General features: G+C 69.7%; 23 protein-coding genes. 16 read left to right on the forward strand and 7 right to left on the reverse strand.

What is annotated here, in order from left to right; genetic code table 11:
* Nucleotides 1–86: 86 nt before the first annotated feature.
* Nucleotides 87–1,166, reverse strand: coding sequence for an inositol-3-phosphate synthase (locus AB0C36_RS17325; protein WP_358354864.1), 1,080 nt, complete (start codon nucleotides 1,164–1,166; stop codon nucleotides 87–89).
* A 48-nt stretch (nucleotides 1,167–1,214) separates the two neighbouring features.
* Complete coding sequence (locus AB0C36_RS17330) at nucleotides 1,215–1,865, reverse strand: PadR family transcriptional regulator (RefSeq protein ID WP_358354867.1); 651 nt, start codon at nucleotides 1,863–1,865, stop codon at nucleotides 1,215–1,217.
* Nucleotides 1,866–2,633: 768 nt separating this feature from the next.
* Here AB0C36_RS17330 and AB0C36_RS17335 point away from each other — a divergent pair.
* The 4 genes from AB0C36_RS17335 (at nucleotide 2,634) to AB0C36_RS17350 (ending at nucleotide 8,737) form a co-directional block, all read left to right on the forward strand.
* Nucleotides 2,634–5,063 (forward strand): transglycosylase domain-containing protein, encoded by a 2,430-nt coding sequence (locus AB0C36_RS17335; protein ID WP_358354870.1) that lies wholly within the window; start codon nucleotides 2,634–2,636, stop codon nucleotides 5,061–5,063.
* Nucleotides 5,064–5,177: 114 nt separating this feature from the next.
* The gene (locus AB0C36_RS17340) at nucleotides 5,178–6,722 is read left to right on the forward strand and encodes a glycosyltransferase family 87 protein (RefSeq protein ID WP_435839060.1); all 1,545 of its coding nucleotides are present in this window, start codon (nucleotides 5,178–5,180) and stop codon (nucleotides 6,720–6,722) included.
* Between the two features lie 42 nt (nucleotides 6,723–6,764).
* The gene (locus tag AB0C36_RS17345; RefSeq protein WP_358354873.1) at nucleotides 6,765–7,979 is read left to right on the forward strand and encodes a glycosyltransferase family 39 protein; all 1,215 of its coding nucleotides are present in this window, start codon (nucleotides 6,765–6,767) and stop codon (nucleotides 7,977–7,979) included.
* 71 nt (nucleotides 7,980–8,050) lie between these two features.
* A complete protein-coding gene (locus tag AB0C36_RS17350) occupies nucleotides 8,051–8,737 on the forward strand; it encodes an LppU/SCO3897 family protein (RefSeq protein WP_358354876.1) in 687 nt (228 codons plus the stop codon).
* Here the strand turns inward: AB0C36_RS17350 and AB0C36_RS17355 are convergent.
* The 3 genes from AB0C36_RS17355 to AB0C36_RS17365 all read right to left on the reverse strand — a co-directional run bounded on the left by AB0C36_RS17355 (nucleotide 8,730) and on the right by AB0C36_RS17365 (nucleotide 11,521).
* Entirely contained in the window at nucleotides 8,730–9,248 is a 519-nt protein-coding gene (locus tag AB0C36_RS17355) for a nitroreductase/quinone reductase family protein (RefSeq protein WP_358354878.1), read from the reverse strand. The genes AB0C36_RS17350 and AB0C36_RS17355 overlap by 8 nt on opposite strands.
* A 37-nt stretch (nucleotides 9,249–9,285) precedes the next feature.
* Complete coding sequence (locus AB0C36_RS17360; protein WP_358354881.1) at nucleotides 9,286–10,317, reverse strand: alanine racemase; 1,032 nt, start codon at nucleotides 10,315–10,317, stop codon at nucleotides 9,286–9,288.
* 85 nt (nucleotides 10,318–10,402) lie between these two features.
* Complete coding sequence (locus tag AB0C36_RS17365; protein WP_358354883.1) at nucleotides 10,403–11,521, reverse strand: lipid II:glycine glycyltransferase FemX; 1,119 nt, start codon at nucleotides 11,519–11,521, stop codon at nucleotides 10,403–10,405.
* Between the two features lie 205 nt (nucleotides 11,522–11,726).
* On the opposite strand from AB0C36_RS17365, the gene urtA reads away from it, so the two are divergent.
* The 5 genes from urtA to urtE all read left to right on the forward strand — a co-directional run bounded on the left by urtA (nucleotide 11,727) and on the right by urtE (nucleotide 16,811).
* Nucleotides 11,727–12,971, forward strand: a complete 1,245-nt coding sequence (urtA, locus tag AB0C36_RS17370; RefSeq protein WP_358354886.1) for an urea ABC transporter substrate-binding protein — start codon at nucleotides 11,727–11,729, stop codon at nucleotides 12,969–12,971.
* Nucleotides 12,972–13,106: 135 nt separating this feature from the next.
* Nucleotides 13,107–13,985 (forward strand): urea ABC transporter permease subunit UrtB, encoded by an 879-nt coding sequence (urtB, locus tag AB0C36_RS17375; RefSeq protein ID WP_358354888.1) that lies wholly within the window; start codon nucleotides 13,107–13,109, stop codon nucleotides 13,983–13,985.
* Nucleotides 13,982–15,295, forward strand: a complete 1,314-nt coding sequence (gene urtC, locus AB0C36_RS17380; RefSeq protein ID WP_358354891.1) for an urea ABC transporter permease subunit UrtC — start codon at nucleotides 13,982–13,984, stop codon at nucleotides 15,293–15,295. Before urtB ends, urtC begins: the two co-directional genes overlap by 4 nt.
* Nucleotides 15,292–16,116, forward strand: a complete 825-nt coding sequence (gene urtD, locus AB0C36_RS17385; RefSeq protein ID WP_358354893.1) for an urea ABC transporter ATP-binding protein UrtD — start codon at nucleotides 15,292–15,294, stop codon at nucleotides 16,114–16,116. Before urtC ends, urtD begins: the two co-directional genes overlap by 4 nt.
* Nucleotides 16,116–16,811: an urea ABC transporter ATP-binding subunit UrtE gene (gene urtE / locus AB0C36_RS17390; RefSeq protein WP_358354896.1), complete on the forward strand. Its 696-nt coding sequence runs from the start codon at nucleotides 16,116–16,118 to the stop codon at nucleotides 16,809–16,811. The genes urtD and urtE overlap by 1 nt, the downstream gene beginning before the upstream one ends.
* 86 nt (nucleotides 16,812–16,897) lie before the next feature.
* Here urtE and AB0C36_RS17395 read toward each other — a convergent pair whose 3' ends face one another.
* Nucleotides 16,898–17,215, reverse strand: a complete 318-nt coding sequence (locus AB0C36_RS17395) for a hypothetical protein (RefSeq protein ID WP_358354897.1) — start codon at nucleotides 17,213–17,215, stop codon at nucleotides 16,898–16,900.
* 241 nt (nucleotides 17,216–17,456) lie between these two features.
* Here AB0C36_RS17395 and rpsF point away from each other — a divergent pair, with 241 nt between their 5' ends.
* The 6 genes from rpsF to AB0C36_RS17425 all read left to right on the forward strand — a co-directional run bounded on the left by rpsF (nucleotide 17,457) and on the right by AB0C36_RS17425 (nucleotide 22,072).
* Nucleotides 17,457–17,747 (forward strand): 30S ribosomal protein S6, encoded by a 291-nt coding sequence (gene rpsF / locus AB0C36_RS17400; protein WP_235056889.1) that lies wholly within the window; start codon nucleotides 17,457–17,459, stop codon nucleotides 17,745–17,747.
* A 55-nt stretch (nucleotides 17,748–17,802) separates the two neighbouring features.
* On the forward strand, nucleotides 17,803–18,381 hold the full coding sequence (locus tag AB0C36_RS17405; protein ID WP_358354900.1) for a single-stranded DNA-binding protein: 579 nt from the start codon (nucleotides 17,803–17,805) through the stop codon (nucleotides 18,379–18,381).
* Between the two features lie 65 nt (nucleotides 18,382–18,446).
* Nucleotides 18,447–18,683: a 30S ribosomal protein S18 gene (rpsR, locus tag AB0C36_RS17410; protein WP_003978893.1), complete on the forward strand. Its 237-nt coding sequence runs from the start codon at nucleotides 18,447–18,449 to the stop codon at nucleotides 18,681–18,683.
* 17 nt (nucleotides 18,684–18,700) lie between these two features.
* Complete coding sequence (gene rplI, locus AB0C36_RS17415; protein WP_358354906.1) at nucleotides 18,701–19,147, forward strand: 50S ribosomal protein L9; 447 nt, start codon at nucleotides 18,701–18,703, stop codon at nucleotides 19,145–19,147.
* Between the two features lie 241 nt (nucleotides 19,148–19,388).
* Complete coding sequence (locus AB0C36_RS17420) at nucleotides 19,389–19,613, forward strand: heavy-metal-associated domain-containing protein (protein ID WP_358354909.1); 225 nt, start codon at nucleotides 19,389–19,391, stop codon at nucleotides 19,611–19,613.
* 179 nt (nucleotides 19,614–19,792) lie between these two features.
* On the forward strand, nucleotides 19,793–22,072 hold the full coding sequence (locus tag AB0C36_RS17425) for a heavy metal translocating P-type ATPase (RefSeq protein WP_358354988.1): 2,280 nt from the start codon (nucleotides 19,793–19,795) through the stop codon (nucleotides 22,070–22,072).
* 112 nt (nucleotides 22,073–22,184) lie between these two features.
* Here AB0C36_RS17425 and AB0C36_RS17430 read toward each other — a convergent pair whose 3' ends face one another.
* Nucleotides 22,185–23,561: an MATE family efflux transporter gene (locus AB0C36_RS17430; protein WP_435839061.1), complete on the reverse strand. Its 1,377-nt coding sequence runs from the start codon at nucleotides 23,559–23,561 to the stop codon at nucleotides 22,185–22,187.
* A gap of 409 nt (nucleotides 23,562–23,970) precedes the next feature.
* Here AB0C36_RS17430 and dnaB point away from each other — a divergent pair, with 409 nt between their 5' ends.
* Complete coding sequence (gene dnaB / locus AB0C36_RS17435; protein WP_435839062.1) at nucleotides 23,971–26,601, forward strand: replicative DNA helicase; 2,631 nt, start codon at nucleotides 23,971–23,973, stop codon at nucleotides 26,599–26,601.
* Nucleotides 26,602–26,619 lie beyond the last annotated feature (18 nt).

Here is a 26,619-nt window from a genome sequence, read left to right on the forward strand (position 1 = left end):
GCCCCCCCAACAGGGGGTGCCCGGGCCTCTCCTTGGTCCGAACCGGGCCGCGTGGGTCGGCCCGGGAACCGGGGAAGGTCAGCGCGTCAGCGCTCGACCTCGCCCTTGATGAACTTCTCGACCGCGTCGCGGGCCTCGTCGTCGAAGTACTGCACGGGCGGCGACTTCATGAAGTAGCTGCTCGCGCTGAGGATGGGGCCGCCGATGCCGCGGTCCTTGGCGATCTTCGCGGCGCGCACGGCGTCGATGATGACGCCGGCCGAGTTCGGGGAGTCCCAGACCTCGAGCTTGTACTCCAGGTTCAGCGGGACGTCGCCGAACGCGCGGCCCTCGAGGCGCACGTACGCCCACTTGCGGTCGTCGAGCCACGCGACGTAGTCCGACGGGCCGATGTGCACGTTCTTCGCACCCAGGTCGCGGTCGACCTGCGAGGTGACGGCCTGCGTCTTCGACACCTTCTTGGACTCCAGGCGCTCGCGCTCGAGCATGTTCATGAAGTCCATGTTGCCGCCGACGTTCAGCTGCATGGTGCGCTCCAGGAGGACACCGCGGTCCTCGAAGAGCTTCGCCAGCACGCGGTGCGTGATGGTCGCGCCGACCTGCGACTTGATGTCGTCGCCGACGATCGGCACACCGGCCTCGGTGAACTTGTCCGCCCACTCCTTGGTGCCCGCGATGAACACCGGGAGCGCGTTGACGAAGGCCACGCCGGCGTCGATCGCGCACTGGGCGTAGAACTTCGCGGCCTCTTCCGACCCGACGGGCAGGTAGCAGACCAGCACGTCGGCCTCGGTGTCCTTGAGCGCCTTGACGATGTCGACCGCCGGCTCCGAGGACTCCTCGATCGTCTGCAGGTAGTACTTGCCCAGGCCGTCCAGGGTGTGACCGCGCTGCACGGTCACGCCGGTCGGAGGCACGTCGCAGATCTTGATGGTGTTGTTCTCGCTGGCGCCGATGGCGTCCGCCAGATCGAACCCGACCTTCTTCGCGTCCACGTCGAACGCGGCAACGAACTTGACGTCACGCACGTGGTAGTCGCCGAACTGCACGTGCATGAGGCCGGGTACGCGGCTGTTGGGGTCGGCGTCCTTGTAGTACTCGACGCCCTGCACCAGCGAAGCGGCGCAGTTGCCCACGCCGACGATGGCTACGCGAACCGAACCCATTCCGGTTGCTCCCTGTGTTCTCAATGAGGCTGGCCCGAAGGCCGGACCTCAACTGGTTGCTGCGGACGGGTCCGAGGCCGCGTCCTGCTTGGTCTGCCGGGTCTCCCCGGCCTCTGTGTCATCGGCGCCGTCGGTCTCCGGGGTCTCCCCGGCCACGCGTTCGGCGGTGATGAGCTCGTTCAGCCAGCGCACCTCACGCTCGACCGACTCCAGACCGTGTCGCTGGAGTTCGAGCGTGTATCCGTCGAGCCGCTCCCGCGTGCTCGACAGCGAGCTGCGCACCCGCTCGAGGCGCTCTTCGAGCTTGCTGCGACGGCCCTCGAGGATGCGCATCCGCACCTCGCGGTCCGTCCGGCCGAAGAAGGCGAAGTGCACCCCGAAGTTCTCGTCCTCCCAGGTCGTGGACCCGGATTCGGAGAGCAGCTCCTGGAAGTGCTCCTTGCCCTGCGCCGTGAGTTTGTACACGATGCGGGCCCGCTTGCCCCCGGCCAGTGCCGCGGCGACCTGCTCGGGCTCCTCCTCGGTGATCCATCCCCGTTCGAGCAGGGACTTCAGACACGGGTAGAGGGTGCCGTACGCGATGGCGCGGAAGGGGCCGAGCACGGTGTTGAGCCGCTTGCGCAGCTCGTACCCGTGCATGGGAGTGTCGTGCAAGAGGCCGAGAGTGGCGAACTCGAGGACGCCTCCGCGCCTGCTCATCCGCTTCCCTCCAACCTGAGCGGTTCCGGCTGTCGTATCGGCTCGATGTATCGAGTCGATACATCGGAACGATAGGTCCCTTGCTCCCGGCGTGCAAGGAGGGGCCCGGTGACAGAAGTCACAGGCGGGTCACGTGGCGGTCTCGCATCGGTTACCTGGCGGCCATTCGCCGGTCGTTCGGGGGACCCGGGCGGAGTACGGCCGGGACGCCGGTAGCTCCGGATGCGCGGCAACACGCCCGGGAATCGCCTTGTCCGGCCGTTCACTCGGGCGGGTATGCCCCGAGGAGTCCGTCTTTTGGGCGTTGCGTCCGCGCGTAGTCTGGTCCGCCGTGTGGTACCTCCGAGCGCTGCCGCTCCCGTGCAAGGCCGTTGATCCGGACACCGCCTCCACCGGCCGGTGCGATCACGCGCGCAACCTTCCGCGGCCGGGGCGCGTCCTGGGGAACGGACAGCCACGACCCGTACGGCCGACCCCCGTCGTGCGGCCGAGGAGCAGCGAATACGCATGAGCGAACACCGTCGCAGGTCGTCACAGCCGCGCCCCGAGGGGCGCGGCACTTCGCATGTTCGGGGGAGCATGCCGTCCACGGGTGCCGCGGACCCGGCCGGGCCGGGGCGTTCGGCACGTTCCTCGGCCGGCTCCTCTCCGGCCGGCCCTTCGCCGGCCCGGCCCTCACCGGGCTCTCCGGCCGACCCGAAGCCCGGCACGCCGACGGCTTCGCCCTCGGCCTCCGGAGGGTCGGCGTCGGAGGCCGGCGACCGGCCGATGACGCGGATGGAGGCCCGGCAGGCCGCCCGGTCCGGCGGCCGCGGCAAGGGCGGGCGCGGGGGCGGCGGCGGTCCGTCCGGCCCCGGGCGCGACGACGAGGGCGCGGGTACGTCGCCCGGCGGGCGCGGCAGGGGCAAGGGCCCGGTCGGCAAGGACGGCAAGAAGAAGCGCCGCTTCGTCGACTACCCGCGGTACGGCAAGAAGGGCGTGCGCCGCTGGCTGCCGTCCTTCAAGCAGATCCTCGCGATGTTCCTCTTCTTCATCGGCTCGCTGCTCGGCCTGGCCGGACTCGCCTACTCCCTGGTCGAGATCCCGGACGTCAACGCCGCGACCCAGATCCAGTCGAACATCTACTACTACTCGGACGGCGTCACCGAGATCGGGCAGTCCGGCAAGTACAACCGCCAGAACGTCAAGCTCGACCAGGTGCCCAAGGACGTGCAGCACGCCGTGCTCGCGGCGGAGAACCGCACCTTCTACTCCGACTCCGGCGTCTCGCCGAAGGGCCTCACGCGCGCCGCAGTCGCGATGGCCAAGGGCGGCCCGACGCAGGGCGGCTCGACGATCACCCAGCAGTACGTCAAGAACGCGTTCCTGTCGCAGGAGCAGTCCTTCGAACGCAAGTTCAAGGAGATGTTCATCGCGATAAAGGTCGACCGGCAGATGACCAAGGACGAGATCCTGGCCGGGTACCTGAACACCTCGTTCTACGGGCGCAACGCGTACGGCATCCAGGCGGCCGCGCAGGCCTACTACGGCAAGAACGTCAACGACCTCACGGTGGGCGAGGGCGCGTACATCTCGACGCTGCTCAACGCGCCGAGCATCAACGACGTGTGGGTGAACGGCGAGGTCAGCGAGAGCCGGCTGAACCGCGTGCAGGGCCGCTGGAAGTGGATCCTCAACGGCATGGTCGAGATGAAGTGGATCGACCAGGCCACCGCCGACGCCCAGCAGTTCCCGATGCCGATCAAGCCGCAGCCCGCGGCCGGCAAGAAGGGCCAGGCCGGCTACCTGATGCAGGTCGCCAACGACTACATGATCGACAACAACCTGGTCAGCGCGGAGGAACTGGCGCTGGGCGGCTACAAGATCGTCACGACGTTCGACAAGGCGAAGCAGGACGCCGCGGTCGCGGCCGTGGAGCAGCAGCTCACCGCGCGGCTCAAGCCCGACCAGCGCGAGGCGGACAAGTACCTGCGCACCGGCATCGCGTCGGTGGTGCCGGGGGACGGCGCGGTGGTCGCGCTGTACGGCGGGCCGGACTTCTTCAAGCAGGAGTTCAACGACGCCACGCGCGACGACATCCAGGTGGGCTCGACGTTCAAGCCCTTCGTGGTCGCCGCGGCGCTGAGAGACGGCAAGTACGACGGCAAGCCGATCACCATCGAGGACCTGTACAGCGCCGACAACAAGATCCCGGTGATCATGCCGGACGGCAAGAAGTGGTCCGACAAGCAAGGCGTCTACCTGGTGCCCAACGAGACGGGCAGGGACTACGGGAAGATGAGCATCCGGGAGTCCATGGAGAGATCCCTGAACCCGGTGTTCACGCAGCTCGCCGCCGACGTCGGCTTCGACAAGGTCAAGCAGGCGGCGATCGACGCGGGGCTGCCGGAGGACACTCCCGGCCTCGACAAGCTGACCCCGGCCATGGCCCTGGGCACGAGCGAGCCTTCGCCGCTCGACATGGCGAGCGCGTACGCGACGTTCGCGGCCCGCGGCAAGCACGCGAACCCGTACGTCATCCAGGAGCTCAAGAAGAACGACAAGAAGATCGACACCCCCAAGCCGGAGGTCAAGCAGGTCTTCGACGAGGAAGTCGCCGACACCATAAACGACATGCTGATCGGCGTGATCCAGGACAAGGACGGCACCGGCGACAAGGCAAAGGCGCTCGGACGCCCCGCGGCCGGCAAGACCGGCACCACGGACGGCAACTTCTCCGCGTGGTTCGTCGGCTACACGCCCAACCTGTCCACGTCGGTGGCCCTGTTCCGGGAGGACGAGTCCACCAAGCGCCGTGATCTGAAGGGCCTGCTGGGCAACGACGAGACACACGGTGGTGCCGTGCCCACGGAGATCTGGACGGCCTACATGAAGGCCGCGATGCAGGGGATGCCCGCGCCGGAGTTCATCAAGCCGGCCAACCCCGCGCCGAAGCAGTCGGCCACGCCGACCGCGACCGCGACGTCGGCACCGCCCTCGTCGTCCGCGCCGCCGTCCTCCTCGGCCCCGCCCGGGCCGCCTCCGCAGACCGGTCCGTCGTCCGAGCCGCCCACGACGACCTCGGCGCCGCCGACCTCGGACTCGCCGGACCCCGGGACCTCCAGCAGCAGGCCGCCCACCTCGTCGAAGCCGCCGCCCAGCACCGGATCGTCGTCGACCAGCACGAGAACGAGGCCGCCGATCTTCGGCGACGAGTGACCGCCGGGCGCGACGCCGCCCCGTACGATCGCTGTGCCCTGCCGCCCGCGCGGTGGGGCACACGCGTAAGCCGATGTGCCAGAGCACCCGTGCCCCTGCGAGAGGATTGGCGGCATGATGCCGAATCCGACCGAGCCCGTCCTGCCCTCGCACGACGACCCGGTCGTGCGTACCGGCAGTGAGGTCGTGGGCGGACCCGCCGGGAAGCGGATCCGGTTCGGACCGAACAGCAGCTGGTGGAACGCCACGCGGGTGCTGATCCTGCTCGCCGTGGTGACCTTCGCGCTGGGGCTCGTGCAGAAGAAGCCGTGCTACGACGGCGCGTGGTTCGGCGTCGGCTCGCAGTACTCGAAGGCCTGCTACAGCGACATGCCGCACCTCTACCAGGGCCGCGGCTTCGCGGACGGCACGGTGCCGTACTTCGAGAAGACGCCGGACGAGGGCATGGAGTACCTCGAGTACCCCGTCCTCACCGGCGGCGTCATGTACTTCGCCGGGGTGGTCGCGCGCGAGTTCGGCGGCGACCTGAACGACGAGAAGAAGCTGTTCGTCATGGTCAACGCGTTGATCATGATGGCCTGTGCGGTCGTGGTCGTGGTGGCGGTCGCCCGAACATCCGGGCGAAGGTTCTGGGATGCCGCGATTGTCGCGACCGCCCCGGTCCTGGCGCTCAACGGCATCATCAACTGGGACATGGTCGCGGTCGCCATCACGGCCGTCGCGATGATGGCGTGGGCACGCAGAAACGTCGTGCTGGCAGGCATTCTGATCGGACTGGCGACCGCCGCGAAGCTGTATCCGGTGCTGTTGCTGGGGCCGTTGTTCCTGTTGTGCCTGAGAGCGGGCAAACTCGTCGACTTCGCGAAGGTCACGGGCGCCGCGGTGGCCGCGTGGCTGGTCGTCAACCTGCCGATCATGCTGGAGCCGACCGACGGCGGCTTCAAGATCCGGGAGGGCTGGAAGCTCTTCTACACCTTCAGCCAGGAGCGCGGCGCCGACTTCGGGTCGCTGTGGCTGATCCTGCAGCAGCGCGGTGAGGCGATGCCCATCGACACGCTCAACGCGTGGGTGTCCGGCCTGCTGATCGCGATGGCGGTCGGCATCGGCGCGCTGGCGCTGTGCGCACCGCGCAGGCCGCGCTTCGCACAGCTCGCCTTCCTGATCGTCGCGGCGTTCCTGTTCACCAACAAGGTCTACTCGCCGCAGTACGTCCTGTGGCTGCTGCCGCTGGTGGTGCTGGCCCGGCCGCGCTGGCGCGACGTACTCATCTGGCAGGCGTGCGAGGTCATCTACTTCCTCGGCGTGTGGCTGTACATCGAGTCGTACGCGGGCGGCGACGGCTCGAAGGGCCTGTCGCAGAACGCCTACCACGTGGTGATCCTGATCCACCTGCTCGGCATCCTGTACATCTCGGCGCTCGTGGTCCGCGACATCCTGTGGCCGGACCGCGACCCGGTACGCCGCGACGGCAGCGACGACCCGTCGGGCGGCGTGCTCGACCGCGCGCCGGACGTCCTGGCGTTCGTCCCCGGTCGGCGCGCGGACTGGTACGGCCGCGGCTACGAGGACGACGAGGACAGCCTCGACAACGCGCGCCAGGCCGTTCCGGTGGGCCCGCGCGCCGCCACCGGCGACCTGCCCGGCAAGATCTCCACGTAGCCCACCGCAGGACAGCGAGCAACGACAGGGAGAACGGGCCGCGTGACCAGTACGGACGCCGAGCCGAGCACCGACACCGCGAAGCCGCCCGCGGCGCCCGGGGGCCGCCTCGGCGCGGCGCTGCTGCGGTGGCTCCGCATGCCGTCGCGTGACGACCGTGCCGCGCTCGCGGTGTGGCTGGTGACGCGGCCGGCGATGTTCCTGCTGGTCGGGGCGTCCGGTTGGATCTTCGCGGCCGAGGGCGCCAGTCAGCCCACCGGCTACCTCGACACCTGGGACCGCTGGGACTTCCGGCACTTCCGGACCATCGCGGAGTTCGGCTACGACGGGAACCCGAAGGCCGGACCGCCGGTCCCGCTGGAGGCGTTCTTCCCCGGATTCCCCTACCTCCTCAAGGCCGTGCACATGGTCGTGGGGAACTGGGTCGTCGCAGGACTGCTCATCTCGTTCGTGTGCGGCGGCGTCGCCATGGTGCTGCTGTCGCGCATCGCGGGACTGGAGAACCCGTCGGGGACCGGCGAACGCGCGGTGCTGCTCCTGCTGCTGTCGCCGTCCGCGGTCTTCCTGGCGGCGGGCTACACGGAAGCGCTGTTCCTCATGCTGGCGCTCGGCGCGTGGCTGTGCGCCAAGCGCGGCGTGTGGCACTGGGCGGGGATCCTGGCGGCGGCCTCGTTGTTCGTACGCGTCAGCGGGGCGTTCCTGCTCGCGGCGCTGGTGGTCGAGTTCCTGACCGCGAAGGACGGGCGCCGCCGGTGGAAGGACGCGCCTTGGCTGGTCGTCGGCGGGCTCCCGGTGCTCATCTACATGGGCTTCCTGTACCGGCGCACCGGCGACTGGACGGCCTGGAACAGCGCGCAAGCGACCGGCTGGGACCGGCATCTGGTCGGCCCGATCGACGCGTTCACCAACACCTGGGACCGGGCGTTCACCACGGGGCAGGGCACGATCCTCGGCTTCACGTGGATGTACCGCTGGGAGATGCTGGCGGTCGCGGTGGGTGTGGTGCTCACCGTGTACCTGCTGCGCAAGCGGCGGTGGGCGGAGGCGACGTACATCGGTCTGACGGTCGCGTCGCTGGGGATCTCGAGCGCCTACTTCTCGGTTCCGCGGGCGACGCTGCTGTGGTGGCCGCTGTGGATCGTGCTGGCGCAGGTGACGATGCGTCATAAGGCGGCATTCACCGCCTATTTGGCGCTCATTGCACCATTTGCTGTGGTTTTCGCGCTGCTGTTCGGTGCGGGACGTTGGGCCGGGTAGTTTTTCCGATCATCTAGTCTGGCCGCTCACACCGAAGTCCCACGGCGCATCCAGCACCCACGGAGCCACGCATGTCGAATCCCTTCGGCCCCGGTCAGTCCGGTCCCGGCGACCAGAACCCGTATGGGCAGCAGCCGCCGCCGCAGTATGGCGGCCAGCAGCCGCCGCAGTACGGAGGCCAGCAGCCCTATCCGCAGCAGCCGGGCGGGCCGCCTCCGCAGCAGCCGTACGGCGGTCAGCCGCCGTACCCGCAGCAGCCGGGCCAGCAGCCCTACCCGCCGCAGCAGCCGTACCCCCAGCAGTACCCGGGTGCGCCGATGGGCTACATGGAGCCGCGCCGCCGCAAGAAGTGGCCGTGGATCGTGGGCGGCATCGTGGGCCTTGTCGTGATCCTGGGCGTGATCGGGTACGTCGTCGGCAAGGACAGCGCGACCAACGCCAAGCCGGGCGACTGCATCACGGCGAAGGCCAAGGATCCCAAGATCACCGACTGCGGCGACGCCAATGCCGCGTTCCGCGTGATCGAGAACTTCGAGGACTCCAGCGACCGGAGCAAGTGCGACGCGCCGGAGATCACCGACAAGGGAGCGATTCTCTCGGTGCGTTGGAAGGGCGGCAACGACGGCGTCCTGTGCCTGACGATCACCAAGAACACCACCTCCGCCGACTTCAGCGCGTTCCAGGCGTCGATGCCCCAGGGCCAGTTGGACGACCTCCGCGAGGAGCTTGCCGCGGCCGGCATCGAAGGCGTCAAGTAGCCCGCGGGGCCGGTCCGTTCGCCGTCCCGTCGGCCGCCCCGTCTGCCGGTTCCAGCAGGAACAGCCGGATGGGGCGGCCCGCGCGGCGCGCGTAAGTGTCGTACGCGGGCCACACCCTCAGCATCGCGGCCCACAGGCGCTCCCGCTCGGGCCCGGCGTCGGGCACCAGCCGGGCCCGCACGGGTGTCTCCTGGCCGTCGACCGAGACGACCGCGGCCGGTTCGGCGAGCAGGTTCCCGGTCCACGCCGGGTGGTGCCGCTGTCCGAAGTTCGTTCCGGCGACCACGAATCCGCCGTCCGCCGCCGCGTAGATCAGCGGCGAGACGCGGGCCTGCCCGCTGCGCCGCCCCGTCGTGGTCAGCAGCAGTTGGGTGAAACCGCGGCCCATCACGGACATGCGTCCGCGGGTGCGCCGCTGCACCTTGCGATCCGCGGCGACCAGGCGCGGCCCCAAGGCCGCCAGCCACCGAGTGTGTCCCAGTCGCCTGAGGCCACGCGCGTACAAGCCCATCGGTCCGCCTCCCCGGGGACGTCCGCGAGCCCTGCCGCTATTGCAGGACGACGCGGTCGAAGTGCGTTGTGGTGTGGCGCAGTTCCGCGTCCAGTTCCTCGCCGGGACGCGGCGGTTGCACGTCGCCCGCCAGGAACAGCAGGCTCACCTGCATGTGCGGCGGCTCGGCGAACCACCGCTGCTTGCCCGCCCAACTGAACGGCGAGAGCGTGCGGTTCACGGTCGCCAGCCCGGCGCGGGCGACGCCCTTGGCGCGCGGCATCACACCGCGCACCGTCTTGGGCGCCTCCAGGCCGACGCCGTGCGCCGTACCGCCGCTGACCACCAGCAGGTGGCCGTCGGCGGGCGCCTTGCGCTGGCGGTAGCCGTAGCGTTCGCCGCGCGCGATTGGCACGACGTCCAGCACGGTGCCGCGGGCGACCAGCGCGTCGTGGTCGCCGAGCCACAGGTCGGTCCCGATGCGCGGTCGGAACACCGTGTCGGGGAACCGCTGTTGCAGCAACGCGAGGCCGGCCGCCGAGACGTGGCTGACGAACATCGTGTGCACCGGCAGCCGTGCCGCGCGCAGGCGCTCCACCCAGGCCACGACCTCGGTGGCCGGGTCGGTGCCGTCCGGGTGGTCGAGCGGCAGGTGGACCGAGAAGCCCTCCAGGCGCACTCCGTCCAGCGAACCGCGCAGCGCGACGAGGTCCTCCTCGGTGACCCCGTCGCGCTTCATGCTGGTCATGCAGCTGATGACGACGCGGCTGCCGACCAGGTCGCGGGTGCCCTGCACGGACGAGACCGTGCGGATCACCCGGTCCGGCAGCGGCACGGCGTCCTCGCCGCGCAGGTACGGCGTGAGCACCATGACGCGCCCGTCGAAGTGGTCCTTGAGGCGGGCCGCTTCGTACGTCGTGCCGACGGCGATGGTGTCCACCGCCATGCGCGACGCCTCGTCGGCGAGGCGGGCGTTGTCGAAGCCGTACCCGTTGCCCTTCATGACCGGGACTATGCCGGGGTGGGTGTCGCGCACTTGGTCGATGTGCTTGCGCCAGCGTGCGGAGTCGACGTACAGCGAAAGCGACATCGGCGGGCCTTTCTTGCTCGGACCGGTGCTCGTCCCGGTGCTTGTTCCCGTGCTCGTGCGGTGCCTTGCGGGGTGCCGGCCGCGGTCAGCGGCGCGACATGTAGAGGTCGAGCGCCTTGTGCAGCACCTTGTTGAGCGGGAAGTCCCACTCGCCGAGGTATTCGACCGCCTGGCCGCCGGTGCCCAGCTTGAACTGGATGAGGCCGAACAGGTGATCGTTCTCGTCGAGCGTGTCGCTGATGCCGCGCAGGTCGTAGACCGAGGCGCCGAGGGCGTACGCGTCCCGCAGCATGCGCCACTGGATCGCGTTCGACGGCCGCACCTCACGCTTGTGGTTGGCGGACGCACCGTACGAATACCAGACGTGGTCCCCCACCGTCACCATCGTGGTGGAGGCGAGCACCTCGCCCTCGTGCTTGGCGAGGTACAGGCGCATGCGCTCGGGGTCCTCGGCGTTGAGGACGTCCCACATGCGTTCGAAGTAGGGGAGCGGGCGCGGGGTGAAGTGGTCGCGCACCGCGGTGACCTTGTAGACCTCGTGGAAGGTCTTCAGGTCCTCGCGGCCGCCCTGGACCACCTCGACGCCGGCCTTGGCGGCCTTCTTGATGTTGCGGCGCCACAGCTGGTTGAAGCCGGAGTGCACGTCGTCGAGCGAGCGGCGCATCAGCGGCACCTGGAAGACGTAGCGCGGCTGGACGTCGCCGAAGCCGGCGCCCGCGGTCTGGTCCTGGAGCCAGCCGAGCCGCCGCAGCTGGCGGTTGACGTCGGCGGCCCGCTCGTCGGTCCAGTCCGGGGGGAGGTCGCGGAGGCGACGCGCGGACTTGGCCGCGATCGCCTTCTTGATGGTCTCCGACTCCCAGCGGTTGACGACGACCGGCGGGCCCATCTTCACCGAGAAGGCGCCCTGCGACTTCAGGTGCGCGAGCATCGGGTCGAGCCAGCGCCGCAGGTCCCCGTCGAACCAGTCGATCACCGGGCCCTCGGGCATGTACGCGAGGTACCGCTTGATCTTGGGCAGTTGGCGGTACAGCACCTCGGCGGCACCGACGACCGCACCGGTCTCGTCGATCCAGCCGATGCTCTCGCTCCGCCACTCGCTCTTCACATCACCCCACGAGGGGCATTGGAGGAAGCTCACGGAGGGCTTGCCCTTGATGAAGGTGAGGTGTTCATCCCGGGTGAGCGACCTCAGGCGCAGGGTCATCGACAGGCTCCTCGGATCGGTTCGGCCGAGTCAGAGGTTACTCGGCCGCGGGCCCTGCGGGTGCAGCGGCGAGCAGATCCGGGCAAACAGTCGGTAATCGGCCATGCGCGTTTGGCAATCAGCGATTAACAATCGCGAATCAGCAAAGAAACCGCGCGTCGCAACACTCATGGGCGTCATCCCCTGGAATAAGGAGCCCTGACGCGTGCGAAGAATATCCCTGGGCAGACGTGCCGCCAGACTCGCGGCCGTTTCCCTCGCCGTCGCTCTCGCGACCACGGCCTGTGCGTCCGATGAGAGTACGTCGAAGGGATCGGCCGGAGCGGACACCAGTGGCGACACCGTGAAGGTCGGCGTGCTGCATTCCCTCAGCGGCACGATGGCCATTTCCGAGGTCACCGTCAAGGACTCGGTCCTGCTGGCGATCGAGGAGATCAACGCCAAGGGCGGTGTCCTCGGCAAGAAGATCTCCGCGGTCACCGAGGACGGCGCCTCCGACTGGCCGACCTTCGCCGAGAAGGCGGAGAAGCTGATCTCGAAGGACAAGGTCGCCGTCACGTTCGGCGGATGGACCTCGGCGAGCCGCAAGGCGATGCTGCCGGTCTTCGAGAAGAACAAGCAGCTGCTGTTCTACCCGGTGCAGTACGAGGGCCTGGAATCCTCGCCCTACATCTTCTACACCGGCGCCACCACCAACCAGCAGATCGTGCCCGGCCTCGACTACCTGAAGGCCCAGGGCAAGAAGAAGATCTTCCTGGTGGGCAGCGACTACGTGTTCCCGCGTACCGCCAACAAGATCATCAAGGCGTACGCCGCGGCGAACGGCATGGAGGTCGTCGGCGAGGAGTACACGCCGCTCGGCCACACCGAGTACAGCACCGTCATCAACAAGGTCGCCCAGGCCAAGCCCGACGCCGTGTTCAACACCCTCAACGGCGACAGCAACGTGGCCTTCTTCAAGCAGCTCCGCAGCACGGGGATCGGCGCCGAGCAGATGCCGGTGCTCTCGGTCAGCGTCGCCGAGGAGGAGGTCCGCGGCATCGGCCCGGACTACCTCAAGGGCCAGCCGGTGGCCTGGAACTACTACCAGACCACCGAAGGCGCGCGGAACACCGAATTCGTCGCCGCCTACAAGGCGAAGTACGGCGCGGACAAGGTGACTTCCGACCCCATGGAAGCCGGCTACAACTCGGTCTACCTGTGGAAGGCCGCGGTCGAGAAGGCGGGGAGTTTCGACCCGGAAGCCGTCAAGAAAGCGTGCGACGGCGTGTCGATCGACGCACCCGAAGGCAAGGTCACGATCGACGGCGCGACCCAGCACGTCTACAAGACCGCGCGCATCGGAATCGTCCAGGACGACGGACTCATCAAGGAGGTGTGGAGTTCCGGGCAGCCCATCAAGCCGGACCCGTACCTCAAGGAATACCCGTGGGCCAAGGACCTGTCCTGACCGCCCGCTGATCCACCGCAGCGCCCGCCGGACTCCGCGGCCCGTTCCCGGGGCGGAGTCCGGCCGGGCGCCGGCGGATTCCACCGTCCCGGATCTCGGGGGATTCGGCGGGGTCCGGAGGAAAAGGGAGATCCGTTGAACGCCTTCATGAACCAATTGCCGATCGGACTCTCCATCGGCGCGGTGCTGCTCCTCATCGCCCTCGGCCTGACATTCACGTTCGGTCAGATGGGCGTCATCAACATGGCGCACGGCGAATTCATCATGGCCGGCGCGTACACCGCCTACATGCTCCAGGACTGGGCGGGCCGCCAGGCCGTCCTGGTCGCGCTGCCGGTCGCGTTCGCGGTCGCGGGGCTCATGGGCCTCGTCCTGGAACGTACGCTCATCCGGCGCTTCTACGGCCGTCCGCTCGACACGCTGCTGCTGACCTGGGGCGTGAGCCTGGTCCTCCAGCAGGTGGCGCGCGACCTCTTCGGCGCCCCGAACGTGCAGGTCAAGGCGCCCACTTGGCTCGTCGGCGGCGGCGAGTGGCTCGGCATCCGGCTGCCCTACGCCCGCGTCTTCATCTTCACCCTTGCCGTGGTGTGCGTCGTGGCCATCTGGTTCTACCTGGCCCGCACCAAGCAGGGCCGCCGCATGCAGGCCGTGATGCAGAACCGCCAGCTCGCCGCGTGCAGCGGCATCGCGACCTCGCGCGTCGACCAGCGCACGTTCTTCATCGGCTCCGGTCTCGCGGGTGTCGCCGGCGTGGCGCTCACCCTCATCGGCCCCGTCGGCCCGGCCCTGGGGACCTACTACATCGTCGACGCGTTCCTCGTGGTCGTCGCGGGCGGCCTCGGACGACTCCAGGGCGCGGTGATCGCCGCGTTCGTCCTCGGCCTCGTCAACAGCTACGTCGAGTTCTGGTCCGACGCTTCACTCGCCAAGGTGGTGGTCTTCGCCGTGATCATCGCGTTCCTCCAACTGCGACCGCAGGGTCTGTTCGTGCTGCGCTCCAGGAAGCTGACATGACGGGCGGCGCACGGTCCGCGAACGGCGGGCCCGAGAGCACCACGTCCACCACGTCCTCCGCGTCGACCACCTCGACCGCGTCGACCACCTCGACCGCGCCCAAGAACGGGTCGGGGAAGGGCGGTTCGGGGACGCGCGAGCCGCTCGTACGCCGGCTCAGGTCCGGCACCACGAAGTGGCACGGCCCGATCGGCTTCGTCGCCGTCGCCCTGCTGGTCTTCGCCGTCGCCCCCGCGACGCTGTCCCCGTTCCGGCTCGAACTCCTCGCGAAGTACCTGTGCTTCGCCATCGCCGCGCTCGGCATCGGCCTCGCGTGGGGCAAGGGCGGCATGCTCACCCTCGGCCAAGGGGTGTTCTTCGGCCTGGGCGGCTACGCGATGGCCATGCACCTCAAACTCGCCGAGGCGGGCCCGGGCGAACTGCCCGACTTCATGGTGTGGAGCGGCGTCGAGGAACTGCCCATGCTGTGGGAGCCGTTCCGTCAGCCGTGGTTCGCGATCCTCATGGTGGTGCTGCTGCCGGGGACGATCGCGGCGCTGCTGGGCCTGCTCGTGTTCGGGCGGCGGGTGCGCGGCGCGTACTTCGCCATCCTCACCCAGGCGCTCGCCGCGGCCTTCGTCATCTGGCTCGTCGGCGAGCAGGGCCTGACCGGCGGCACCAACGGACTGACCAACTTCAGCACGTTCTTCGGCCTGGACCTGGCCGACGACGCGGACAAGCGGGTGCTCTACTTCGCCGTCGCGACCGTGCTCGGGCTGCTCTACCTGGGATTCCGGCAGTTGGTCGCCAGCCGGTTCGGACGCCTGCTGATCGCGGTGCGCGACGGCGAGGACCGCGTGCGGTTCCTCGGCTACGACCCGGCGGTCTTCAAGACGGTCGCCTTCACGCTGTCCGCGATCTCGGCGGGCATCGCCGGCGCGCTGTTCGTCCCGGTGGTCGGCATCATCTCGCCGGCGCTGCTCGGCGTCGTACCGTCGCTCGAACTGGTCTTCGCGGTCGCGGTCGGCGGGCGCTACGCCCTGGCCGGGGCGGTCCTGGGCGCGGTGCTGCTCAACTACGCCAAGACCACGTTCTCGGAGAACTGGGCGGGAGGCTGGCTCTACCTCCAGGGCGCGCTGTTCATCGCGGTGATGGCGTACGCGCCCAAGGGCGTCATCGGAGTGGCGGGCCAGATACGCGACTTCGCCGCCGAGCAGGCCCGCCGCCTGGGCAACCGCCGGTCGGACGGCCCGCGGCAACCCGGCCCCGAACGCCGCGTCCCGCGGCCCGCACCGAGCGTGTCGGACGAGAAGACGGAGGTGGTCGCATGACCGGCACCGAGCCGCTGCTGAAGATCAGCGGGCTCTCCGTGGTCTTCGACGGTTTCCGCGCGATCGACGGCATCGACCTGACCGTCGCCGAGGGCGAACTGCGGTTCCTCATCGGCCCCAACGGCGCCGGGAAGACGACGCTGGTGGACGTCGTCACCGGCCTGACCCGGCCCACCGAGGGCAGCGTCGTGTTCGCCGGCAAGGAACTCGTCGGCAAGCGCGAGCACCAGGTGGTCCGGCTCGGCGTCGGCCGCACGTTCCAGACCGCCGTGGTGTTCGAGGAGTTGACCGTCGAGGAGAACGTCGACCTCGCGGCCAGCTTCCGCATGCGGCTTCCGGCGCTGCTGCGGCGGCGCAGGTCGCGCACCGACATCGTGGGCTCCGTCCTGGAGCGGGCCGGCCTGCTCGACCTCGCCGAACGCCCGGCCGCGGTGCTCTCCCACGGACAGCGCCAGTGGCTGGAGATCGCGATGCTGCTGGCCCAGGAGCCGCGTCTGCTGCTGCTCGACGAGCCGGTGGCCGGCATGTCGCGCGAGGAGCGCGAGCGGACCGGCGAACTGCTCGCCGAGATCGCGCGGGACCGCACGGTGGTGGTGATCGAACACGACATGGAGTTCGTGCGTACGTACGCCTCCGCGGTGACCGTGCTGCACGAAGGCCGCGTCCTCACCGAGGGCGACATGGCCCAGGTGCAGGCCGACCCCAAGGTGCAGGAGGTCTATCTGGGCCGCTCGCGCGACACCAGGGCGGCCGAGCCGGTGCTCGTGGGCGGCGAGGACGGCGCGGTGGACAGCGGCGCGGTACGGGAAGGGGTGGCCTGATGCTGAAGGTGACCGGCCTCGAAGTGGCGTACGGCCGCGCCCAGGTGCTGTTCGGCGTCGACCTCGCGGTGGCCGCCGGGTCGCTGACCTGCGTCATGGGCCGCAACGGCGTCGGCAAGACGACGCTGCTCAACGCCGTGATGGGCGTTCTGCCCACGCGCGGCGGCACGGTCGTGTTCGACGGCCACGACATCACCAAGCTGTCCACACACCAGCGGGTCCGCCTCGGGATGGGCTACGTGCCCCAGGGCCACGAGTCGTTCGCGCAACTCACGGTGGCGGAGAACCTCCGGGTGACCTGGGAGGCCAGCGGCGCCAAGGACCGCGGGATCATCGACGAGGCGCTCGACGTCTTCCCGCGGCTGCGGCCGCTGCTCAGGCGGCGTGCCGGATTCCTCTCCGGCGGCCAGCAGCAGCAGCTCGCGATCGCGCGGGCGCTGGTGACGCGCCCGCGCATGCTGATCCTCGACGAGCCGACCGAGGGAATCCAGCCGTCGATCGTCGCCGAGATCGAGGACGTGATCGAGCAACTGCACAAGGAGCGCGGACTCGCGGTGCTGCTCGTCGAGCAGTACCTCGACTTCGCGATGCGCCTGGCCGACCGCTTCACCGTGCTGGACGCGGGCGTCGTCGTGCACGAGGGGGCGGGGGCCGAACTGGCGGACGAGGGCGTCCAGCGGTTGCTTGCGGTGTAGGTGCCGCCCGCGCGCAGGCGGCCGCGTCCGTGCCAATGGCGGACGCGGCCACTGCGGGGCCGCTGCAGCGGACTGATTGCAGAGAGTTAGTACAAGCCGCCGTTGGCCATGTTGATGAACAGACCCACGGCCGCCCCGCCGAGCCCGATGACCAGCACGAACCGCTCCAGGGTCGTCGCCGAGATCATCTGGCCGCCGAGGCCCACGAGCACGCCGGCGAGACCGCTCCAGGCGCCGAGGATGTGCATGCTCGGGAAAAACGCGCACACGATGGCCACGATGCCGAACACCACGGTCGCCGCCGCGAGGGCGTTCTCCTTGGTGTGCGGCCTGTCGTCATGGACGCGGTTGATCGTTTCGAGGTTGAGCGCGGCCAACGGGCCGCGGCGCATGGTCTGAGCCATCTCGCACCTCCGATGGTGGACACGGGGGTACGGACGATTTGTCCGTGATCTCCCTACCACAGGGTGCATCCGCCGCACGGCGGATTTCAACAGATAGCGCCGCGCCGGGTACGCTGTACCGTCCGCAGCGCCATGGTTGCCACCCTCACGGGGTGGTGTGCCCGGCTGCCGCGGTCTACGCAAAGCCCTCCTGTCACGGAGATTCCGTGGCCGTATCAGTCCATAGGAGGTGGGTGTTTTCATGCGTAACTACGAGCTCATGGTCATCCTCGACCCGGACCTCGAAGAGCGTGCGGTCTCGCCGCTGCTCGAGCAGTTCCTGAACGTCGTCCGCAACGGCGGCGGCAAGGTCGAGAAGGTCGACACGTGGGGCCGTCGCCGGCTCTCGTACGAGATCAAGAAGAAGTCCGAGGGCATCTACGCCGTCGTGGACCTGGCCGCGGAGCCCGCGGTCATCAAGGAACTCGACCGCCAGATGAACCTCAACGAGTCGGTCATGCGCACGAAGGTGCTGCGTCCCGACCAGCGGTAACCACTCGCAGCGGATACCGACGACACCGTCATCAAGGCGCAGGGGAAGGTAAGGCATGGCAGGCGACACCGTCATCACCGTGGTCGGGAATCTGACCGCCGACCCTGAATTGCGCTTCACCCCCAGCGGCGCGGCCGTCGCGAACTTCACCGTGGCCTCCACGCCGCGGACGTTCGACCGGCAGACCAACGAGTGGAAGGACGGCGAAGCGCTGTTCCTCCGCTGCTCGGTCTGGCGGCAGGCGGCCGAGAACGTGGCCGAGTCCTTGCAGAAGGGCATGCAGGTCATCGTCCAGGGACGCCTCAAGCAGCGGTCGTACCAGACCAAGGAAGGCGAGAACCGGACGGCCTACGAGCTGGAGGTCGACGAGATCGGCCCCTCGCTCAAGTTCGCGACCGCGAAGGTCACGAAGGCCGGCCGGGGTGGCGGCGGCGGTGGTGGTCAGTACAACCGCGGCGGTGGTTACGGCGGTCCGCAGGGCGGCGGCCAGCAGGGTGGCTACGGCGGTCCTCCGTCGGGCAACCCCGCGCCGGCCGACGACCCGTGGTCGTCCCCCGCAGGTGGCAACACCGGTGGCGGAGGCGGCGGCTGGGGTCCCCAGCCCGGCGGCTACACGGACGAACCCCCGTTCTAGGACGCCCGCGCGGCCCCCGTGCCGCGCACGTCCGGACGAAGACTTCTTGATCTGGAGAGAAAGCAATGGCGAAGCCGCCTGCGCGCAAGCCGAAGAAGAAGGTTTGCGTGTTCTGCAAGGAGAAGATCTCCTACGTCGACTACAAGGACACGAACCTGCTGCGGAAGTTCATTTCCGACCGCGGCAAGATCCGTGCCCGTCGCGTGACCGGCAACTGCACGCAGCACCAGCGTGACGTCGCCACGGCCGTCAAGAACAGCCGTGAGATGGCGCTGCTGCCGTACACCAGCACGGCGCGCTGAGAGAGGGTGGACTTGACATGAAGCTCATCCTCACGCACGAGGTCACCGGGCTCGGCGAGCCCGGCGACATCATCGAGGTCAAGGACGGCTACGGCCGCAACTACCTCATCCCGCGCGGGTTCGCGATCCGCTGGTCCAAGGGCGGTGAGAAGGAGGTCGCCTCCATCCGCCGTGCCCGCAAGGTCCGCGAGATCAAGAACCTGGACCAGGCGAACGAGGTCAAGGCGCAGCTCACCGGTCTCAAGGTGAAGCTCGCGACCCGTGCCGGCGAAAGCGGGCGCCTGTTCGGATCCGTCACCGTCGCCGACGTCGCATCCGCGATCAAGGCCGCCGGTGGTCCGGACCTGGACAAGCGCCGTGTCGAGCTCGGTGCGCCGATCAAGACCCTCGGCACGCACCGGGTCACGGTCCGCCTCCACCCGGAGGTCTCCGCCGCTCTCGACCTCGACGTCGTTTCGGCCTGACCTGACCGCACCCCCTGAAGGCCCGAAGCTCCTACAGGAGCTCCGGGCCTTCGGCCTTTCCCGGGGTCCGCTCACCCGCTCCGGGGGCGTTTCGTGCCGGGGCCTTTCCCGGCCCGTCCCCGCTCGTTGGACAGGGCGGCGGGCCCCGGGCTTGCTTGATACCCCTAGGGGGTATAGTTTCAGTACGGCAGGGGATCGGGCGTACGCCGGATCCCGCACCATCTCCGGAAAGGGCACCGTCATGAGCACCGCGACCTTCACCGTAACCGGCATGACCTGCGGCCACTGCGTCTCGTCCGTGCAGGAGGAGGTCTCCGAGGTTCCCGGCGTCCGGGACGTGCGGGTGGAGCTGGCGAGCGGCCTGCTGACCGTGTCGTCGGACGGCGACGTCGACCGCGACGCGGTCCGGGCGGCGGTCGCGGAGGCGGGCTACTCCGCCGTGGACGGGGCCAAGGTCACCTCCTGACCCGGGGCCGCCAGGCCGCCGAGGGGTGCCCGGGATTCTGCTCCCCGGGTACCCCTACCCCGTAGGGATATGTAGCAGTGCAGAATGAGCGTCCTGAGCGTCACCGAGGAGGAACAGTGACCACCCCGCCGCAGGCAGACTCCGCAAACGCCGCGCGCATCGACCTCGCTCTCGGCGGGATGACCTGCTCCTCGTGCGCGAACCGCATCGAGCGCAAGCTCAACAAGCTGGACGGGGTCGAGGCCACCGTCAACTTCGCCCTGGAGAAGGCCACCGTCACCTACCCCGCCGCCCTCGACCCGGCCGACCTGGTCAAGGCGGTCGAGGCGGCCGGCTACAGCGCGACCCCCGTACGCGACGAGCCCGAACCGTCCGGCGGCGCGGCCGGGGACGGCGACCGCACCGACGACGGCAAGGACGCCGAACTGCGGACGCTGCGCGAGCGCCTGGTCTACAGCGCGCTGCTCACCGTGCCGGTGATCGCCCTTTCGATGATCCCGCCGCTGCAATTCCGGTTCTGGCAGTGGCTGGTGCTCGCGCTCGCGGCACCCGTGGTGGTGTGGGGCGGGTTCCCGTTCCACAAGGCCGCCGCGAAGAACCTGCGGCACGGCACCGCGACCATGGACACCCTCGTCTCGCTCGGCACGCTCGCGGCCTTCTTCTGGTCGCTGTACGCGCTGTTCATCGGCGGCATGGGCGAACCCGGCATGACCATGGCGTTCAGCTTCACCGCGGGGGGCGGACACGCCGAGATCTACCTCGAGGCCGCGTCCGGCGTCATCGCGTTCATCCTCGCCGGCCGCTACTTCGAGGCCCGTTCCAAGCGCAAGGCGGGCGCCGCACTCAAGGCGCTGCTCGAACTCGGCGCCCGCGAGGTGTCCGTGCTGCGCGCGGACGGCCGCGAGGAGCGCATCCCGGTCGACCGCCTCGCGGTCGGCGACCGGTTCGTGGTGCGTCCCGGCGAGAAGATCGCCACCGACGGCGTGGTGGCCGAGGGTTCGTCGGCGGTCGACGCGTCCATGCTGACCGGCGAGTCGGTGCCGGTCGAGGTGCGTCCGGGCGACAACGTCACCGGCGCCACCATCAATGCGGGCGGACGCCTCGTCGTACGCGCCACCAAGGTCGGCGCCGACACGCAACTTGCGCAGATGGCCCGGCTGATCACCGACGCGCAGACCGGCAAGGCCGCCGTCCAGCGGCTCGCCGACCGCATCTCCGGCGTCTTCGTGCCGATCGTGATCGCGCTGGCGGTCGCCACGCTCGGCTTCTGGCTCGGCAGCGGCGAAGGGGCCACCGCGGCCTTCACCGCGGCGGTCGCCGTGCTCGTCATCGCCTGCCCGTGCGCCCTCGGCCTGGCCACCCCGGTCGCCCTGCTGGTGGGCACCGGCCGCGGCGCGCAGCTCGGCGTCCTGATCAAGGGCCCCGAGGTCCTGGAGAACACCCGTCGCGTCGACACCGTCCTGCTCGACAAGACCGGCACCGTCACCACGGGACGCATGGCGCTGGTCGCCACGGTCCCGGTCGACGGCGGCGACGCGGACGAACTGCTGCGCCTGGCCGGCGCGGTGGAGCACGCCAGCGAGCACCCGATCGCCAAGGCCATCGCCGCCGCGGCGGCCGAGCGGCACGGGACGCTGCCGCAGGTCGAGGGCTTCACGAACCGTGAAGGCCTCGGCGTCGAGGGTGTCGTCGAGGGCCACGCGGTCGTCGCGGGACGCCCGGCGCTGCTTGCGGACTGGGGGCTGGCGCTGCCGGCGGAACTGGCGGCGGCGTTGGACGAGGCCGAGAGTGCGGGGCGTACCGCGATCGCGGTGGCCTGGGACGGCGGGGTGCGCGGCGTGCTCGTCACGTCGGACACCGTCAAGCCCACCTCCGCGGCGGCAATCGCCGGACTGCGCGAACTGGGGCTGACCCCGGTGCTGTTGACCGGCGACAACGAGCGGGCCGCGCGGTCCGTGGCGGCGCAGGTCGGCATCGACGAGGTCATCGCCGGGGTGCTGCCGGCCGGCAAGGTCGACGCGGTCAAGGCGCTCCAGGCCGAGGGACGCGTCGTCGCGATGGTCGGCGACGGCGTCAACGACGCCGCGGCGCTGGCCACCGCGGACCTCGGGCTCGCGATGGGCACGGGCACCGACGCGGCCATCGAAGCGGCCGACCTCACGCTGGTGCGCGGCGACCTGGGCGCCGCGGTCGACGCGATCCGGTTGTCCCGGTCGACGCTGCGGACGATCAAGACGAACCTGTTCTGGGCGTTCGCCTACAACGTCGCCGCGATCCCGCTGGCGGTGGCGGGGCTGCTCAACCCGATGATCGCGGGGGCCGCGATGGCCTTCTCGTCGGTGTTCGTGGTCGGCAACTCGCTGCGGCTGCGGGGGTTCAAGTCGACGGCGCCGGAGGCGGGCGTACGCGGCGACGTGGCCGCTGCGGAGCAGCGTGAGGCCGTCCCGGTCGCGGGCTGAGTGGCGCCCGATCCGGCGGCGGGCGAGCCGTCGCCGAGAAGATCAAGCCCGGTTGCCGGGGTCGTCGTCACCGACGGTCCCGGCGACCGGGCTTCGCGGTGCGTGCCGTGCGTCAGCCGGACTTCCGTACGCTCGCCCCCGTGACCAGCCACGCGTCGCCGCGCGCCCGCCAGCCGAGCAGGACCAGGCGCGTGACCATGAACGCCCCGACACCCCACCACCACAGCGCCACGAGGCCGCCGCCCAGCCCGAGGACGACCGCGACGGTGGCCAGGAACACGAGCAGCACGGCCGGCATCATCCAGGCCAGGAACCGGCCGTCGCCCGCGCCTATCAGGACGCCGTCGAGGACGAACACCGGCCCGGCGAGCGGCTGCAGCGCGGCGGCGGCGAGCAGGACCAGGCCGAGCAGGTCGCGTACCGCGGGGTCGCCGGTGAACAGCGGGATGTAGAGCGGCCGGGCGGCCACGATCAGGACGGCGAACACCACGCCCGTCCACACGCTCCACATGAGCATCCGCCGGGTCGCGGAGCGCGCGCCCGCAACGTCGCCCGCACCCAGCGCGCGCCCCACGATCGCCTGTGCCGCTATCGCCAGGGCGTCGAGCGCGAAGGCGAGGAACGTCCATATTTGCCAGGCCACCTGGTGTGACGCGATCTCGGTGTCGCCCATGCGGGTCGCCGCGACCGCGCCGACGACCAGGATGGCGCGCAGGCTGACGGTGCGTACGAACAAGGGCGTGCCCGCCGCGGCGGAGGCCTTTATGCCCGCGAAGTCGGGGGTGAGGCGGGCGTCGTGGCTGCGCGCGCCGCGCACCACGACCACGAGGTACGCCGCGGCCATCGCCCACTGGGCGATCACCGTGCCCCACGCGGATCCGGCGATGCCGAGGTCGGCGCCGTAGACGAGGGCGAGGTTGAGCACGAGGTTCGCACCGAACCCGGCGACGGCGACGACGAGCGGGGTGCGGGTGTCCTGGAGCCCGCGCAGCACGCCGGTGGCGGCGAGCACGATGAGCATCGCCGGGATGCCGAGGCTGCTGATCCGCAGGTAGGTCGTCGCGTGCGGGGCGGCGGTCGCGGACGCGTCGAACGCGTCCACGATCCACGGCGCGGCCACCGCCCCCACCACCAGCAGCGCGGCTCCGATCAGGGCCGCCAGCCAGACGCCGTCCACACCCTGGCGGATCGCGCCGCGCCGGTCGCCGGCACCGACCAGGCGCGCCACGCTCGCGGTCGTCGCGTACGCGAGGAACACGCACAGGTTGACCAGTGTGCTCAGGACCGTGCCCGCGATGCCGAGGCCGGCCAGCTCGGGGGTGCCCAGGTGCCCGACGATCGCGGCGTCCGCGAGGATGAACAGCGGCTCCGCGACCAGCGCGAAGAAGGCCGGTACGGCGAGCCGCAGGATCTCCCGGTCCTGCGCGCGGCCGACCTGTCGTCGCAGGTCGGGGCGGGGTCGCGGGTCGCTTTCGAGGGGGGTGTGCACTTGTCCACGGTAGTCATCCACAGGTAATGATCACAATCCATCCATGGTCATTACTTGTGGCTGCGGGCGGTGGTTGTCCACATACGCGGGGCGATTGCCGGTCCATCGGACCGGAAGTTTTTCACATGCACAGGCGGTGGACAGAGAAACCCCAGGTCAGGCCCGGTTTCCACAGCTGTGGACAATGCTTGTCCGGCGCTCTGCGCACAGGTTGTGCACAGCTGCGGCGGTGTCGGTCCACAGACTTTCCACAGTTATCCACACCCCCTGTGGACGACGGCGTTGGCCGAGGCCGGGTCCACCCTTACGGTGAGGGACTGCACAACGCGTGGTGCGGCCGTTTTGTCGGCCCGTTGCCGTATGAAAGAGCAGGACCACCAGGCGCCCCCGGAGGGTCCGGGCGCACGCCGTGTCCCGACGCCGAGGAAGGAAGCACGGCATGAGTGTCTCGGAGTACGAGGACGCTCCCCCCACCCGCGAGGGCTTCGAGCGCACACCGCCCCAGGACATCGCCGCCGAGCAGTCCGTCCTCGGCGGCATGATGCTCTCGAAGGACGCGATCGCCGACGTCGTCGAGAACCTCAAGCCGATCGACTTCTACCGCCCGGCGCACGAGATGGTCTACAACGCCGTCCTCGACCTCTACGCCCGCGGCGAGCCGGCCGACGCCGTCACCGTCGCGGCGGAGCTCACCAAGCGCGGCGAGATCGGCCGCGTCGGCGGGGCCCCGTACCTCCACACCCTCATCTCCTCGGTCCCCACCGCCGCCAACGCCGAGTACTACGCTCGCATCGTCCGCGAACAGGCCGTCCTGCGCCGCCTCGTCGAAGCCGGCACCCGCATCGTCCAGATGGGCTACGCCGCCGACGGCGACGTCGACGAGATCGTCAACGGCGCCCAGGCCGAGGTCTACGCCGTCACCGAGCAGCGCACCAGCGAGGACTACGCCCCCCTCGCCGACATCATGGAAGGCGCCCTCGACGAGATCGAGGCCATCGGCTCCCGCAACGGCCAGATGTCCGGTGTCCCCACCGGCTTCACCGACCTCGACGCCCTCACCAACGGCCTCCACCCCGGCCAAATGATCGTCATCGCCGCCCGCCCCGCCATGGGCAAGGCCTTGGCCCTGGAGACACCGCTGCCCACGCCCGGCGGCTGGACGACGATGGGCGAGGTCCGCGTCGGCGACTTCCTTGTCGGGGCCGACGGCCGGGCGACAAAGGTGGTCGCCGCCACGGATGTCATGGTCAACCGTCCCTGCTACGAGGTGGAGTTCTCGGACGGCACCGTCATCGTCGCCGACGCGGAGCACCAGTGGCTCACCGAAACCCGCGCCGCCCGGCGTTCGGCGCAGGCCGTCCTGACCGGCTCCGTCGGCCCGAAGCACCGGCCGGTCGCAGCAGCGGTGACCACCACGCGCCAGATCGCCGCAACTCTGCACTGCGACACCGGCGACCGACGACACAACCACGCGGTTCGGGTCGCATCCGCGCTCCAAATGCCCGAACGGGATCTGCCGCTGTCACCGTACGCCCTGGGGTGCTGGCTGGGCGACGGCCATACGAAGTCGGCCCGCATCACCACGACCGACGAGGAGATCGTCGCCGAACTCCGCGCCGAAGGCCTCCGCGTCGACAAGCAGACTGCGCTCAACTACTCGCTGCGGTTGCCCGAGCGCGCGCCACTGCCCGCCCGTACCTGTGTCATGTGCGGCCGCGCCTTCCAGCCGAGGACCGCCCAGGTGCGTACCTGCGGTCAAAGCTGTGGTGGCAAGGCTCGGTTCGTCTCGGCACCGGTCCCCGGGCCGCGTTGCCCCGACTGCGGACGCGCGTCCACGGGCCCGGCGCTGTGCGCCGAATGCCGCGATGGGTACGGCAGCGTCCAGACGATCCTGCGGACCCTCGGTGTTCTCGGCGACAAGCACATTCCGGCTGAGTATCTGCGCGCGTCCGAAGACCAACGCCGCGCGCTGCTCGCCGGGTTGCTGGACACCGACGGCTACACCTCTCCGTCCGGTACGGTCCAGTTCGCGGTCACCAACCGGCGTCTCGCGGAGGACGTGCTCGAACTCGTGCTCAGTCTGGGCCACCAGGCGTCCATGCGTACCAAGGCTGTTCGCGGCCGGAGCGAAGCGTCCTCGACCTGCTACCGCATCACGTTCACCCCGTGCGAACCGGTGTTCCGCCTTCCTCGCAAGCTTGCTCGGCAGACAACCCGCGCCTACCCCACGACGCGGATGCGCTTCATCACCGACGTACGCCCGATCGAGTCCGTGCCGGTCCGCTGCGTCCAGGTCGACAACGCCGACCACATGTACCTGGCGGGGAAGAGCTGGATCCCCACCCACAACTCGACACTCGCCCTGGACTTCGCGCGGGCATGCTCAATTCGGCACAATTTGCCGAGTGTGATCTTCTCGCTCGAAATGGGGCGCAACGAGATCGCGATGCGTCTGCTGTCCGCCGAGGCGCGGGTCGCGCTGCACCACATGCGCTCGGGCAACATGACCGACGAGGACTGGACTCGGCTCGCCCGGCGCATGCCGGACGTGAGCGCGGCACCGCTCTACATCGACGACTCGCCGAATCTCTCCATGATGGAGATCCGTGCGAAGTGCCGACGCCTCAAGCAGCGCAACGACCTTCGCCTCGTCGTCATCGACTACCTCCAGCTGATGACCGGCGGCGGCAGCCGCCGCGCGGAGAGCCGCCAGCAGGAGGTCTCCGAGATGTCGCGAAACCTGAAGCTCCTCGCCAAGGAACTCGAAGTCCCGGTCATCGCCCTGTCCCAGCTCAACCGAGGCCCCGAACAGCGAACCGACAAAAAGCCCATGGTGTCCGATTTGCGCGAAAGTGGATCAATTGAGCAGGATGCGGACATGGTGATCCTTTTGCACCGTGAGGATGCGTACGAGAAGGAGTCACCGCGTGCGGGGGAGGCGGACCTGATCGTGGCGAAGCACCGTAACGGTCCGACCGCGACCATCACCGTGGCGTTCCAGGGCCATTACTCCCGCTTCGTGGACATGCAGCAGGGCTGATCGCGGAACTGGGCCGGC

This window comes from Streptodolium elevatio, assembly GCF_040649515.1.
Classification (GTDB): Bacteria; Actinomycetota; Actinomycetes; order Streptomycetales; family Streptomycetaceae; genus Yinghuangia; species Yinghuangia elevatio.

What these genes read in the sequence shown, in the direction of transcription:
- AB0C36_RS17325 (WP_358354864.1), bottom strand. Translation starts at nt 1,166, where the DNA reads ATGGGTTCGGTTCGCGTAGCCATCGTCGGCGTGGGCAACTGCGCCGCT.
- AB0C36_RS17330 (WP_358354867.1), bottom strand. Translation starts at nt 1,865, where the DNA reads ATGAGCAGGCGCGGAGGCGTCCTCGAGTTCGCCACTCTCGGCCTCTTG.
- AB0C36_RS17335 (WP_358354870.1), top strand. Translation starts at nt 2,634, where the DNA reads ATGACGCGGATGGAGGCCCGGCAGGCCGCCCGGTCCGGCGGCCGCGGC.
- AB0C36_RS17340 (WP_435839060.1), top strand. Translation starts at nt 5,178, where the DNA reads ATGATGCCGAATCCGACCGAGCCCGTCCTGCCCTCGCACGACGACCCG.
- AB0C36_RS17350 (WP_358354876.1), top strand. Translation starts at nt 8,051, where the DNA reads ATGTCGAATCCCTTCGGCCCCGGTCAGTCCGGTCCCGGCGACCAGAAC.
- AB0C36_RS17355 (WP_358354878.1), bottom strand. Translation starts at nt 9,248, where the DNA reads ATGGGCTTGTACGCGCGTGGCCTCAGGCGACTGGGACACACTCGGTGG.
- AB0C36_RS17360 (WP_358354881.1), bottom strand. Translation starts at nt 10,317, where the DNA reads ATGTCGCTTTCGCTGTACGTCGACTCCGCACGCTGGCGCAAGCACATC.
- AB0C36_RS17365 (WP_358354883.1), bottom strand. Translation starts at nt 11,521, where the DNA reads ATGACCCTGCGCCTGAGGTCGCTCACCCGGGATGAACACCTCACCTTC.
- urtC (WP_358354891.1), top strand. Translation starts at nt 13,982, where the DNA reads ATGACGGGCGGCGCACGGTCCGCGAACGGCGGGCCCGAGAGCACCACG.
- urtD (WP_358354893.1), top strand. Translation starts at nt 15,292, where the DNA reads ATGACCGGCACCGAGCCGCTGCTGAAGATCAGCGGGCTCTCCGTGGTC.
- urtE (WP_358354896.1), top strand. Translation starts at nt 16,116, where the DNA reads ATGCTGAAGGTGACCGGCCTCGAAGTGGCGTACGGCCGCGCCCAGGTG.
- AB0C36_RS17395 (WP_358354897.1), bottom strand. Translation starts at nt 17,215, where the DNA reads ATGGCTCAGACCATGCGCCGCGGCCCGTTGGCCGCGCTCAACCTCGAA.
- rpsF (WP_235056889.1), top strand. Translation starts at nt 17,457, where the DNA reads ATGCGTAACTACGAGCTCATGGTCATCCTCGACCCGGACCTCGAAGAG.
- AB0C36_RS17405 (WP_358354900.1), top strand. Translation starts at nt 17,803, where the DNA reads ATGGCAGGCGACACCGTCATCACCGTGGTCGGGAATCTGACCGCCGAC.
- rpsR (WP_003978893.1), top strand. Translation starts at nt 18,447, where the DNA reads ATGGCGAAGCCGCCTGCGCGCAAGCCGAAGAAGAAGGTTTGCGTGTTC.
- rplI (WP_358354906.1), top strand. Translation starts at nt 18,701, where the DNA reads ATGAAGCTCATCCTCACGCACGAGGTCACCGGGCTCGGCGAGCCCGGC.
- AB0C36_RS17420 (WP_358354909.1), top strand. Translation starts at nt 19,389, where the DNA reads ATGAGCACCGCGACCTTCACCGTAACCGGCATGACCTGCGGCCACTGC.
- AB0C36_RS17425 (WP_358354988.1), top strand. Translation starts at nt 19,793, where the DNA reads ATGACCTGCTCCTCGTGCGCGAACCGCATCGAGCGCAAGCTCAACAAG.